Origin of the sequence: Bifidobacterium actinocoloniiforme DSM 22766 (assembly GCF_001263395.1) — a bacterium.
In the GTDB taxonomy this organism is placed as follows: Bacteria; Actinomycetota; Actinomycetes; order Actinomycetales; family Bifidobacteriaceae; genus Bombiscardovia; species Bombiscardovia actinocoloniiformis.
The window spans coordinates 829,203-842,458 of sequence record NZ_CP011786.1; the positions used below are offsets into that span (position 1 = coordinate 829,203).

Genomic DNA, 13,256 nt, shown 5'->3' on the forward strand with positions numbered 1-13,256 from the left:
ACCGCCTGCATGCTCACCTGCGATAGGGAAGATCCGCACGGCCTGGTTCAGCGCTTGCGCTCCAGCCTATCCTCATGCTGTCGCCAGTATGGGTCCGCATAGGCGGCCACCGCCTGGGAGTGGGTCACGACCAGCACGCACTTGCTTCGTTGGTGGGCAAGCCCGGCCGGGATACCCATGATGGTCCGTTCGGATTCCTTGTCCAGGTTCCCCGTGGGCTCGTCGGCAATGATCACGTCCGGGCAGAGGGCCAGGGTCCAGGCGATTTCCACCCGCTGCTGCTCACCGCCCGACATCCGCAGGACCTTGCGTTTGGTAGTGGTCTCGTCGATACCCAGCTTGGCCAACAGGGCTAGGGCATCGCCCTTTTGTCGGCGCTCTTGACCCCGGAAATCTGCATGGAGAGCACGATGTTGTCCAGGGCGCGGCGGTGTCCAGGCCGTAAACCAGCGAGAGCAGTGTGGTCTTGCCCGCGCCGGAGCGACCCATGATCGGGACCAGCTCGTCTTCGTCAAAGGAGGCGGCCACGCCTTTAAGCACCTGGTTGTTGTACTTGCCATAGTGATATGACAGTTTATCCAATGCTAAAACGCTCATGCTGCTCCCTCTAGTTTCCTTCCGTAAGAATGCTTCTGGGCTCCAGGCGGGTGGTGGCCGCCACGCTCACCAGACTGGTTATCAGGACGATGCCCAGCGAAACGCCCACGCTCTGCCAGGCGGACCAGCTGTCCAGGCCGGTCCTGATCTTGGCTGAATCGACTTGAACCGGACCCTCGGCGTGGGCATCCATGACGACCGTGCCCGCCCTCGCCCGGCTGCTTGACTTTCGCTTTCTCGTCGGCCTCATATGACGCCTGCTGGCTGGAGAGCATGGACTGCGCGCCCGGCTGGGTGGCCGCCGCCCCGATTCCCAGGGCCGCGTCCTTGGGAGGTCAGTATCTCGTTCTTTCGGTTGCTGAATGCATCTTTAAATGGCATGGATTGATCGCTCGTGGTGCCGTCGGCGTAGATGCCGGAGACTCGCAGGCTGGACTTGCCGAAGTTCGCCACTTGCTAGGGGCTGGGCGGCCCTCCTGTCTGCTGCTTGCCCGGACCCATCGTGTCGAAGTCCTGCGAGAGCGTCACCTTGGCCCGTACTGGCTGCGGTAGCCTGCTATCAGATCGGCCCGAGGCCCCGCGGATCATCGCTCCCGTCGTCAGATCACGATGATGGCCAGGGGTATGAGGGCGTAGAGCAGGTTCCTGCCCTTATTGCGCCAGATGTTTTTGAGCGCGTTGGCAAAGATGTACAATTTGCGTCCCTTCGTTCGTGTCGCCGCTCGGGATCGCGACTTACCTACCGGATTCACACTATTGAGGAGGAACCGGGAATCGTCCCGACATTAGCCGGAAGCCCGCTGGGGCTTATCTGGGACTTTGTTGGGAGCGAAATAGACTCCAGATGGGCCGGGTCCACGCCCAGGGCGGACGCCCGAAGGCAGCCGACAGGGCTGAATCCATGGTCAGCGGAGCATATAGGCGGATTGTATGAAGTCTTGATAGGACATGGCTGACACCGGGCCGCCGGAATGGTTGATCAACCTAGCATGGCTGACGTCCTCACCGGGATAGCCCGCTCCCACACCGGCAGGGAAGAGTGTGTAGGCCATCGCGTGGTTGTGATTAGGCTCCAACTCAATCTCCAGGGCGCCGGCGACTTGACCGGACGCTCCAGGCGCGCCAAGTTGCACGGAGGTGACATGACCGGCGAAATCGGGCGCGCTGACCGAGCAGTTGGGGGCCAGCGTGGCCGTCTGCCCTAGGGAATTCGTGTATGCACCTTGGTATTGGACGCACTCACCGCCTGGATTAGGCTGGGCGAGCGGGTCGGGCTGCCCGGCCGACGAGGGGCCGCCACTAGTGGCAGCGGGGGCGGCTGACTCCTTGGCCTTGGCTGCGGCGGATTCGCTGGCTTGCGCGGAGGCTTTGCGTTTGGCCGCCGCCCGTGAGCTGGACGCCGACGCGGAAGCGGACGCCGAAGCCTCGCGCTCGGCTTGTGCCCGGGCGTTGGCGTGGGAAACCGAAATCCCCCAAGCTCCAAGCAGGACCACCAGCGCCAGGATCACTGCCGCCACGGCTACGATGATGACCTTCCTCCGATGTCCATCAGCCCCAGCCTTCCCCCCGTGCCGTTCGCTCATTCGTCCGTCCCTTTCGCCTTTGATCAGACTGTTTCAGGCCCAGTTTACAGCACAACGCGTCTCGTCCATCATTGAAAGCCAATGGCCGTGCCGCACCCGTCGATGTCTCGTCCCGGGGAACCGAACCGACCCACCCTGGCAGCATCCACCTCAGGCGATTAATCGGTGGGCCAGGGCCTTGAAAGCGGTTGCCATAGGAGTTGGGGCCAGCTTCCCGTCCTCGCCAAGCACGACCGGACGGCCGGACTCCCCCGCCTCTCGCAAATCGGTCTCCAGGGGGAGCTGAGCGAGAAGGGGGACCTCATAGCCCAGGTCGCCAGTCAACCGGTCGGCCACCCGCCGGCCACCCCCCTGACCGAAGATGCGCAGACGCTCCCCCTCGTGCTCGTACCAGGCCATGTTCTCCACCACACCCCGCACCCGGATCGGCACTTGCAAGGCCACCAGGCCCGAGCGCACCGCGACGTCGGAGGCGGACGGTTGCGGGGTGGTAACCACCACCAGCTCGGCGTTGGGCAGGGCCTGGGCCACGGAAATGGCCATGTCGCCGGTACCGGGGGCCAGATCCAGGATCAGCACATCGGGCTCACCCCACCACACGTCGGTCAGGAACTGTTCCAGGGAGCGCTGAAGCCGGGGCCCTCTCCAGAGGATGGCCCGCTCGGACCCGGCGAACATGCCGATCGAGATGAGTTTGACCCCCCAGGCGGTGACCGGCATCAGCATACCGTTCAGGTTGGTGGGCTGGGAGTGCACGCCAAAGAGGCCTGGCAGGGAGAATCCGTAAATGTCCGCGTCGATGGCCGCCGTGTCGTAGCCCAAGGCGGCGAATGTGGCGGCCAGATTGGCTGAGACCGACGACTTGCCTACTCCCCCCTTGCCCGATGCGATGGCGAAGATCCGGGTCTTGGAGCCCGCTTTGGTGAAGGGGTTGGACCGTCGCTCGGCCTTGAGCTGGTCGACCAGGGATTGAAGCTTGTCCGCGCTCATCGAGGAGACCTCTTGGTGGGGGCGCAGGATGGCTTTGGTGTAGGAGGAGACCGCGGCGTCGATCCGGTCCGCGATGGCCCGGGTCAGGGGGCAGCCCTCGATCGTCAGCTCCACATAGATGGTGACGTCGAAGACCGGCAGGTCAGGACCGCCAATCTGAGCGGGGCCCTCGGTCGCGGGTTCGACCAGGATGTCGGTGATCATACCCAGGTCGGTGATTGGGCGGCCCAGCTCCGGGTCGATGACCTTGCTGAGACGAGCGAAGACATCGCTTTTGATGCGGCGGGCGAAGGCCTCTAGGTCTGATTGGACGAGCATGGTCCTCCTTCGTGCGTCCAGCAGTCGGCTCGACTTGCGCTGGATGAGCGGATGACGCTCCAAGCGCGCGAAGCGCTCACGGCACCCACCCTATAGCGGTCGCCATGAGCGCGCCAGGCCTTGGCGCGAACTGTTACCGGATGCGTTTTCAATCTTGGGTCTGATCCGCGCCCGGGTCGGGGCTGCCGGTCTCCAGGAGCCTGCGGAAGCCGTCCTCGTCCAGCATCGCCACTCCCAGGGCCTCGGCCTTAGCGGCTTTGGAGCCAGGGTCGGCGCCGACGACCACATACGTGGTCTTCTTGCTGACCGAGGTCGTGGCCTTCCCCCCACGCTCGATGATGGCCTCCTTAGCCGAATCCCTAGTGAAGCCTTTCAGACTGCCGGTCACGACGATGGTCATCCCGGCCAGAACCTGCGGCTGGTCGATTCGCTCGGTATGGCAGCCCACACCGGCAGCGGTCCAGGCCTTGAGGATCTTGCCCCGCCAGTCGCCCTCGCGTCTGGCGCCAGTGAACCAAGAGAAGACCGAATGCGCGATTTCGGGACCCACCCCGTCCAACTCCGCCAGATCCTTCTCATCGGCCTTACTCAGTGCGTCCAGACTGGTGTAACGGCGGGCGATGACCCGGGCCGAAGTGGGGCCCAAGTGACGGATAGACAAGGCCACCAGCACCCTCCACAGGTCCACAGAGCGCGCTTTATCAATCTCTTTGAGCATCAGCAGGGTGTTGCGGGCGGGCTGCCCCTGCCCCTCATCCCCCGCGAAGCCTGCCTCCTGTTCGCCAGGAACACTGTTCATGGCCGCGCCTTCGGCCTGCTCGGGATGGTCAGCGACCCCGGACACGGCGGAATCACCAGGGGCTCCAGCGTTGCCCGCTGCGGGCTTGGGAAGGTTGTAGAAGGCAGGAACCCTGTACCACAGGCCCGAATCACCGATTTTACGGCGAACAGTGCGCCAGTGGTCGCCCTCCACCCGGCGCTCCTCGATGATCGGCACCTGCCGCCAGACCGCAATGTCCTTCAAATCCTCGACCTTGAGCGAGAATAACCCGGCCTCGGACTTGAGCACCGGCTCCTGGACGGGCGGCAGCCGCACGCCTGCCGGCGGTATGTAAGGTTCAGGCTCCTCGCCAGGGCGGACGACCTGGGCCCGCAGGTCAGGCGCGTAGACATCAACCGAATCCGGCCGGTTCTCCTCCGGGTTCGTCAACGCGGTGGCCGATTGCTCCCCCAGGTGCTCTATGTCGAAGGCCTTGCGGGAGGCCATGTGGATGATTCGCTCGGTCAGCTGGGCCGGGCAGGATTCCACGTTCGGGCAGCGGATGTCCTTGTCGTTCTCCCTCGCCGGGGCCAGCTTGGCTCCGCAGGAAGGGCAGCGCTCGGGCATGACGAACTCGCGCAGGGTGTCCTCGCGGCCTTGGCGCTTGTCCAGCACTGGCCCGACCAGCTCGGGAATCACATCGCCGGCCTTGCGAACCACGACCGTGTCGCCGATCAACACCCCCTTGTGCTTGACCTCGGAAGGGTTGTGCAGGGTGGTGCGCGAAACCGTGGAACCGGCTACGTAAACCGGCTTCAGAATCGCCACCGGCGTGATGCGACCAGTGCGGCCCACCTGCACGGTGATGTCCAAGAGCTCGGTGTCGACTTCCTCGGGGGGATACTTGTATGCGATGGCCCAGCGCGGCGCGCGCGATGTGGCGCCTAGGCGGCGTTGCAGGTCCCTGTCCTCCAGCTTGACGACGATGCCATCCAAGGCATGCTCGATATCACCCCGGTGCTTACCGTAATAGTCGATCATCGACAGGATTTGATCGAAGGAATCCACCTGGCGGTTGTGGGGGGAGACGGGGATGCCCCACTTCTTATAAAGATCGTAGGCCTGGGTCTGATCGACCACCTCATCGTGGGTGCCTTCGGGATGCTCAGCCCCCCAGGTCAGTCGGCCGATCCCGTGGGCGTAGAAGCTCAACTTGCGCTGGGCCGTGACGTGCGGGTCCTTTTGGCGCAGGGAGCCTGCGGCCGCGTTCCTGGGGTTGGCGAAGGGGGGTTTGCCCTGGGCCTCTTGGGCGCGGTTGAGGTCATCGAAATCCTCGAAGCGCATGAAGACTTCGCCGCGCACCTCCACGAAATCGGGAATATCAGCCCGATCGCCGCCCAGATTCTGGGGGATCGAACCAATCGTACGCACATTGAGCGTGATGTCCTCGCCTGTGACGCCGTCACCTCGGGTCAAGCCCTGAATCAGCACGCCGTTGCGGTAAATCAGGTTCAGGGCCAGACCGTCGATCTTCACTTCGGCGCTCATCGGCAGCCGCTTGCCTTCAGGCCAATCCAGTTCCTTGCGCACCCCCCGGTACCATTCGCGCAGCTCATCGATTGAGAAGACATCGTCCAGGCTCAGCATCTGACTGGGATGGCGCACGGAGGTGAAGTCGTTGGAGAAGGAACCGCCGACTCGGTGCGTGGGCGAAAGGGGCGTGTCCAGGGAGGGGAACTCACTCTCCAGGGCTTGCAAGCATCGCATGCGAGCGTCGTAGGCCGCGTCGGATGAGACCGGTGAATCGTTGACGTAGTAGGCGACCTGGTCCGCCTCCACCCAGGAGGCCAAGCGGGCCCAGAGCCGTTGGGCCTGGGCTGCTGTCAGACTGGAGAGGTTCAACTGGCCCAGCTTCATCGCATCCGCATCATCCGCTTGCAAAGCGGAAATCCACTCATCGGATCCCAGCATCGCCTGGCCCGTCCTCGTCATCGTCAACTTTCCTCCTTAGGAGCTCACGCATTCAGTGATTGCAGGAACTGCACCTCTACCATATCCAAGCCGTCGCTGGGCTCGTCATTCATGCGCGCCGCGGCCATGGACAGGGTGCGCGCCGGCACGAACAGACCGGCGTCCACGCACACGCGTGCCGCCTGGCGCACTATCGGCTCAACCTTGGTGTGGGGCCAGACCGGGATTCCTTGCTCAGCCAGGACCCTGCGCGCGTCCTCGTAATCCCTGGGAACTGGGATGCACTGGGAATCGGCCCGCGCGGTCAGCTCTTCCAACTCACCTTGGAGGGCGGAGACCCGGCCTGGGCTGATGTGCTCGCTCATGATGTAGGCGGCCGCGGCCAGGTCGAATTCGTCGCGCATCCAAGCGGCGTAGGCGAGCCGGTAGTATGCGAAGGCCGCATCGGAACGGTCCAAAGCCACCTGCAGGGCGTTCAAGGTGGCGGCCCGGGCGCCGGCCCAGTCCTCCTCACGGGCCAGTTGCACAGCCAGTTTCAGGTGGGGCAGGGGGTAGGCGGGAGCGTAGGAAACCATGGCGTTCAGGTGTTTCAAGGCCTGCGGCCCCTGCTTGAGCTGGACCAGGATGTCGGCCAGCTCCAGGTGGGCGTAGAAGAGGTTGTCGGGAATCAGCAGGGTGTGCTCGCCCGGCGTCGCGAACAGGCGGTTGTAGACCACACGCTCCGCGTAGGAGTTGAAGTAGCAGGGCACGGCTTGCGGGTCCTGGCTGACGGCGAACCGCTCGTCCAGACCGCTCACAACGTTCTCCTCCAATTTCAAGGCGGCGGCCGGGTCGCCGGAAAAGAGTAAGTCACGGGCCTTGACCCGCTCCTGGTCCAAGCGCTCGGACAGGTCGAAGGAGAGGTCGGGCACCTCCCTCCCATCAATCAGGGAGGAGGTGACTTGGTCGGCCAGGTCAGCCAACTCCGGGTCGCCAATCGTCTTGACCGTTTCCATAGCCTGCTGGGCCTTGGCCGCCGGGCCTTCGCCATGCTTGGCTTCCAGCCGGCGGAAGTCGGCCATGGCGCGTTCCAAGAGGTCGGCCCGCTGGATTGAAAGCCCTTCAGCGCCGCTGGCGCCCAGGATGGCGGCGGCCGCTCCGTCGAAGGGGAAGTCCTCCAGCTCAGGCTCGTCCTGGGAGCCGCGTGGGGCGAAGCGTTCATCGCGCATGTCGAAGACGGCTTCGACCGGTTCCAGACCGCCTGTGCCATCGACCGCCATGGCCGCGTCGAACAGGCGGTAGAAGGCCTTGGGGTCCTTCAGCCCGTACTGGCGCAGACGGGCCAGGAAAACCTCGCGGGTGAAGGTGACGGTCACCAGGTTGCGCACGGTTGGGTTGCTCTTCGCTGCGGACAGGGGGTCGCTCCCGCCTTGCCCCTCAGGCGCGTCCGAGTCGCCCTCCTCGCTTTGACCCCCGCCCGGCTGACCGACGATGTCCGGCCCGGCGAAAGCCATGGAGTCCAAGTCCAACCCTTGCATCAGGTCGGCGAACTGGGAGTTGAGGTCCTGTTCAGACTCCTCCTGGCCGGGCTTAACGCCCTGGGCGGACTCGCCGCCAGGCTCTTGGCCCATGGAATCACGCACCCCTTCGCCCGGCTCTTGGCCCTGGGCCGCGGAGACCGCAGGCTGCTCGTGAGCGATTATATGGTTGGGGTCGCCGTGCACATCCCCATCCTTGGGGTCGGCCTTGGAGCCGGTCGCCGGCAGGCCGCCTGTCCGAGCCTGTTCGAAAGCCGCCAAGGCCTGGCTCATCATCTCCGCAATCGCTGTGTCTTGCTGAGCCTGCGCTTCCTCCAACCCCAGGGAATCGATATGGAGCCAGACCTGGCCCACCCCGTCGTCGGCGCCGAAGGCCAGAGCCGCCATCATCAGCCCAACGCGCAAGTTGTAGTCGGCGCTCATCGCGGCCCGCTCACCCTCTTCCAAGTCCACCCAACCCCTGTGGGCCGCGTCGAAGCGGGAGGAGGGCATCATGGTCCGGCCGGCGCTGGTGAAAGCAATCGCCACCTGGCCGCGCTTGAGGTTTGAGCGGAACTCCACGTCGAAGCGGAAAGGCAACCTTAGACTGCGCAGCAGGCGGGAGAAGGTCTGCCGGTAGACCCACTCGGATCCACCGGCGCCCTTGGCGCGACCAGGCCTATGGTTCGGCGGGCCGGCCGGGTCGGGCTGCCTGGCGGCCAGCTCTGAGGCCTGCCGTCGCGCCGCGGAGAACAAGCCCATGACGGGCTGCCGTCCGTCATCGCTGACCGGGTCGAAATCACGGGGCAGATCCTCTTCCATTTGCAGGGCGCTGATGGCTGGATCCTCCAAGAGCGCCTGATCCAGCTGGGCGGCCTGCACCCGGGTAACCGTGTCCTCAACCGGGTAAACGCCCAAACGCCAGTTGCGCTCCAACCAGGCCGAGACCGCGGCGAAGCGGTTGAGGTTGCCCTCTATACGCAGCGCCCTGAGCGCGGCGGAAAGCTCCAAGCCGTTCTCCCAGGAGAACATGTAGGCCCCGGAATACGAGGACGCATACAAGTGCATGGGCTCGGCGCCATGAACCGCCTCCAGGCCCGACACAGGGCTCAAGGCGCCCGCCTCCCGCATCAAATCGCCAAAGTAATCCTCCAGACCGGAGGTGCGCAGCCCTTCGGCCCGCGCACGGACGGCGTCACCCACGCTGCGGCGGATGGCCCCCATAGGCGCCTCACGGTTGAGCCTGCGGAAGATGTTGCCAGCGCCGAAGCCCATGGGCTTACCGCCGATCCTCGGCAGCAGGTAAGCGGAGAAGAAGGAAATCGCAATCGCGTCGCGGTATTCCAGGTCATAGCGCAGATCAGCCGGCAGGTCTGGGCGCAGCTGCTCCAAGGTGTAACGGTTGCCCCTCTTGAGCCAGGAGGCCAGCCAACGCATGCGGTCGGACCCATCTTGGCCGACGATGCCCCCCTGCACGGCCTGCACGACCTGCGCGGACGAATCCGTCTCCAACCCGAAGCGCGGACCGAGCGGGAGCCGCACCTGGCGCTCCTTGCCGAACATGAAAACCGGCTCCATGCCGTGGGTGTCCATGTCTTCCCGCTCACCGGCGAAGACCCGTCCCCTTCCGTCCGCCAAGGCCACCTGCGCGAAATGGTTCCGATCGGTGAACAGACCCAGGCGGAAGCCGGAGCCGTGGACTGCAGGCTCCTGCACCCAGCCCAATTCGAGGCCTTCAGGGACCCCATCCATGTGGGGCAAGATCCGCCTCTTGGCCAAGGGGCTGATGGGACGGGACCGGTGGCCCAGGAAGTCACGCACCTGCTGGGGGCTTACCCCCCGGCCTGATTCAGCGGCCGCCTTGGCCGCATCCTGAAGCGCCTCACGCAAGGGCTGGGCGGACCCGCCATCTTCGTGGCGCCCGAGGAGAGCCCCAGCCGCTCCCCGCAGCCGCCGCGTCATCCTGCGCCCAAAATCCGCCATGCCGCCTGGTATTGCCTTGCTCGTGACCATGTCGTCCATTCTCCCCGCCAATCCAGACATGCCGCTTATAGAATAAAGGGGTGCATACACCCCTACCCCGCCCACTGGTGGCCTTGGCAAAGAGCAAAAGCGTCTGGGCCGCTCTGGCCTTGATCGTCCTGCTGGAATGCTGCCTGTTCAACATGCCCCACTGGCGCTCCCTGGCCACTGGCGGGGCGTCAGCGGACCAGGGGCCAGCCCCGGCGTGCCTGGGCCCAGGCCTGGTCAGGCTTCCCGGCGGAGCCTTGAAAGTCTCCGATCCCACCCAAGCCTGGATTGAGACTTCGTCCAAGACCCAACCATTGGAGTATCTCCAAGTCCTGCAAGGCGGGGCGGGCGCCAACGGGTCCGAGCGCATGCTGGAGCGGGTGCATGTCCGCCTGGACCTGCGAGCGCCTGGCGGCCAAGCCTGGACGCCAGCCGGCACCGCCACATTGAGCTCCTCCCCCTCCTCCGATTACTTGAGGAACCGCAGCAACGTCGCCCAACCGGCCCAGGCCCGCTTGTGGATATCAGAAGCTCGCGGGTCCCTGGTCGCCGTGTCCGGGCTGATCGTCAACCCACGCGTCCCCTTCGCCTTGCGCCCTGCCCGCATAGGGCTGATGGCCTTGGTGGCGGCCCTGGTCATCGCCTTCCTCCCCAACTCCCGTCTCTGGCGAATCCACCTGGACACCGGCTCGCGCCTCCAGCGCCTGGCCTTTTGGCTCGCCATGGCACCGGTGGGACTGTGGGCGTCCTGGACCGTTGTGATCCAAATTGGGGGCTTCGTGCCCGGCGACTTCCACGAGCCCGGCTCCTACACCTACGACTTCAACCAGTACGGCCATCTGGCCGACACCATACTTGCCGGACGCCCCTGGCTGGACCTGCCCGTTGCCCAGGGTCTGGCCCAGGCGCCCAACCCCTACAGCGTGGCCGTGCGCGAGCGCCTGCTCGCCTCTGGCCAAGGTCCGATCTATTGGGATTACGCCTTTTACCAGGGACACTGGTATTCCTACTTCGGCCCCCTGCCCGCCCTCCTGCTCTTCGCCCCCTACCGGGCCCTGACCAGCCTGTTCGTGCCCGGCGGACTCATGCTGCCCACCCCTGCCGCAGCCGCAATCCTAGTAGCCGGGTTCACGCTGACCGGGTCCCTCCTGCTGGTGCGTCTGATCCGCCGCTATGTGCCTGGAGCCAGCCTGGGCGCATGCGCCTTTGCCCTGCTGACTTTCCTGACCGGTTCCCAATTGACCTACCTGCTGTACCGGGATGACTTCTACGCAATCCCCTTCGACGCGTCCATTCTGCTGTCCACGCTTGGCCTGTGGCTCTGGCTGGGAGCCAGGCGGGTGCGGCCCGTCAGCGGTGGCCGCACCCGCCCTTGGCGGGCCGAGGACAACCTGGAGGGGTGCCTGGCCCTAACGGCCCAGGAGGTCCGCCTGAGCCTGCCGCGCCTGGCGGCGGGATCCTTGGCCATTGGCGCCACCCTGGGCTGCCGACAGACTTTCATCGCCTGGGGGCTTCTGGCTCTGCCCATATTCGCGCCCGAGATCAAGGCTATGTCGAAGGGCCTGCGGCGGACCAACCCACTCTCCGCCTCCCAGCGCACGGACGACCCGCTGACCATCGAACCGGCTTTTTCGGCCGCCATCCTGCCCGCCGCCCTCCTGCCCGTGGTCCTGGTCGCTCTGCCCTTGCTGGCCTATAACGCCTGGCGTTTCGGCTCCCCTTTGGATTTCGGCAACCGCCACCAAATCACCGTCGTGGATTTGAACCGTTATCGCCCGCCCCTCAGCAACCTACCCTGGTTGGTCTTCTACTACCTCTTCCAACCCCTGACCGGCTCCCAGGCCTTCCCCTACGTCCAGCGCTTCCCCGCCCCCCTACCGGTCTGGCAGTACGCGGAGCCCGGCCTCGGCGGCCTGTTCGCCCTGACCCCAATCCTGGCCCTGGCACTGGCCCTGCTTGCCTTCCGGCGTGTGCGCGAACCACTGGAGGAGACCTTTGCCGTCCCCCTGCTGGAGGTCCTGCTGGGCCTGTCCGCGGCGCTCCTGGCTTTCACCGCCTACATGGGCGGTTTGAACCCCCGCTACATGTTGGATTTCTCCTGCCTGTTGGCCCTTGCCGCCGGCCTGCCCCTAGCTCAAGCCCTAGGCCACGATGCCCGCCGGCCAGGCCGCGAAAGGCGAGTCCTGCGTCTGATCGCCTTGGCCTGCCTCCTGTTCGGTCTGCTGACCTGCGTCCTCTCCTGCTTGACCGCCTTGGAGGGCCAGCCCCTGTTCGACCAGGTGGCCTCTTGGTTCGCGGCCTTCTGACCAGCCAGCGAACCAGCCCCACCAGCCAATCCGAACGGCGAACCGATGACTCAGCCCAGCAAATCGTCTACGGCGCTGATGATCGCCTCGAGCCCGGCACGGAAGTCCTGGGGTTCGGGCAGGAGCGAGAGGGCCAAGTATCCGTTAGAGGGCATGTCGAAAAAGTAGCCAGGCTGCCCGCTGTAGCCGTAGCCTTCAATCAGCCTTTCAACCAGCTCCGTCTCGTCGATCACGGCCGGGAATCGCAGGAGCACGTTCCACCCGCCTTCGGCCCTGAGCAGGGAGATCGGGCGGCCGTCCAGAGCCTGGCCCAGGTAGCGCAGATTGCCTACGCACCGATCGCGGACCCGCTCGCTCTGGGCCGACGCCTGCGCCAACAGGCCCGGAGCGGCTTGACTGATCAGTTGGCTCATCGGCAGGTAGTCGTCGGCTATCAGGTCCAGACGCGCTTTTGCCTGGGCCACTTGCTCAGCGGGACCGGAGACTTGAATCCAACCCAGCTTGGCCTGAGGGGCGGCCAGCATCTTGGAGAGCCCATCAAGGGCGAAAGTGAGCGCTCCCTCCTCGCCCGCCAACCGCCTGCGGCCCGGCAGCGGGTCCAGCTGGTAGTCGAAGAAGACCTCGTCGGCGATGATGGCCAAGCCTCGGCTGCGGGCCAGGCCAATCAGCGCCTCCCGCTCTTGGGGGTGCAGGTATGAGCCGGTAGGGTTGTTGGGGTTGATCAGCACGATCGCGCGAATCCTCGCCCCGTCCGGCCCATCCAGGGCGGTGCGCACCCCGGCCAAATCGATGGTCCAGGAGCCATCGTAGTTCAACTGGTAGGGCAAGGCCTGCACGCACTCCAGCCTGGCTATCGACTCGATCAGGGGGTAGCCGGGCCGAGGCTCCAGGATCGCCTCGCCTGCGTCGCATAGGAGTTTCATCAGCCAGGAGTAAGCCTGGGAGGTGGATGAGAGCAGGTAAAGGTCGTCTGGGTCCACCGGCGTTCCCCGCTGCCCCAGGAAACGCGCCAGCTCCAGCCGCAGCTCGATAGGGCCTCGTGGCTCGGCTCGGTACACGCCGGGCAGGCTGTCCAACGTGAGCCCATGCCGGGTAGGGTTGGAGTCGTTCAGGGGAATCGGCGCCTGCCCTCGCGCGACCGCCTGGGCCTGGGCCAGGGCTATGCGGTTAGGCTGGCTGGGCCCCGTCCTCCCGGAGAATGGCGCATTCATATGGCCTCCCACCT

At 65.3% G+C, this 13,256-nt stretch carries 8 protein-coding genes and 1 pseudogene; 1 reads left to right on the top strand and 8 read right to left on the bottom strand.

The annotated features are described in order from the left end of the window. Window positions 1-47 precede the first annotated feature (47 nt). The 7 genes and pseudogenes from AB656_RS08005 to AB656_RS03335 form a co-directional block, all read right to left on the bottom strand. Window positions 48-515, bottom strand: coding sequence for an ATP-binding cassette domain-containing protein (locus tag AB656_RS08005; protein ID WP_414630302.1), 468 nt, complete (start codon window positions 513-515; stop codon window positions 48-50). Then, a pseudogene (locus AB656_RS08180) lies at window positions 442-597 on the bottom strand (ATP-binding cassette domain-containing protein); the annotation flags it as partial. The gene AB656_RS08005 and the pseudogene AB656_RS08180, both read right to left, overlap by 74 nt. A gap of 10 nt (window positions 598-607) precedes the next feature. Beyond that, window positions 608-847 carry a hypothetical protein gene (locus tag AB656_RS03310; protein ID WP_144418921.1) on the bottom strand — a complete coding sequence of 80 codons (240 nt, stop codon included), beginning with the start codon at window positions 845-847 and terminating at the stop codon, window positions 608-610. A gap of 655 nt (window positions 848-1,502) precedes the next feature. Beyond that, on the bottom strand, window positions 1,503-2,180 hold the full coding sequence (locus AB656_RS03320) for a hypothetical protein (RefSeq protein ID WP_033503772.1): 678 nt from the start codon (window positions 2,178-2,180) through the stop codon (window positions 1,503-1,505). A 150-nt stretch (window positions 2,181-2,330) separates the two neighbouring features. Next, window positions 2,331-3,488, bottom strand: a complete 1,158-nt coding sequence (locus AB656_RS03325; RefSeq protein ID WP_033503771.1) for an Mrp/NBP35 family ATP-binding protein — start codon at window positions 3,486-3,488, stop codon at window positions 2,331-2,333. Between the two features lie 148 nt (window positions 3,489-3,636). Then, window positions 3,637-6,240: an NAD-dependent DNA ligase LigA gene (gene ligA, locus AB656_RS03330; protein ID WP_051905302.1), complete on the bottom strand. Its 2,604-nt coding sequence runs from the start codon at window positions 6,238-6,240 to the stop codon at window positions 3,637-3,639. A gap of 23 nt (window positions 6,241-6,263) precedes the next feature. Continuing rightward, window positions 6,264-9,728: a hypothetical protein gene (locus AB656_RS03335; protein WP_052122807.1), complete on the bottom strand. Its 3,465-nt coding sequence runs from the start codon at window positions 9,726-9,728 to the stop codon at window positions 6,264-6,266. A gap of 83 nt (window positions 9,729-9,811) precedes the next feature. Here AB656_RS03335 and AB656_RS03340 point away from each other — a divergent pair, with 83 nt between their 5' ends. Continuing rightward, window positions 9,812-12,031: a hypothetical protein gene (locus AB656_RS03340; RefSeq protein WP_144418922.1), complete on the top strand. Its 2,220-nt coding sequence runs from the start codon at window positions 9,812-9,814 to the stop codon at window positions 12,029-12,031. A 50-nt stretch (window positions 12,032-12,081) separates the two neighbouring features. Here the strand turns inward: AB656_RS03340 and AB656_RS03345 are convergent, their stop codons facing one another. Beyond that, complete coding sequence (locus AB656_RS03345) at window positions 12,082-13,242, bottom strand: pyridoxal phosphate-dependent aminotransferase (protein WP_033503770.1); 1,161 nt, start codon at window positions 13,240-13,242, stop codon at window positions 12,082-12,084. Window positions 13,243-13,256 lie beyond the last annotated feature (14 nt).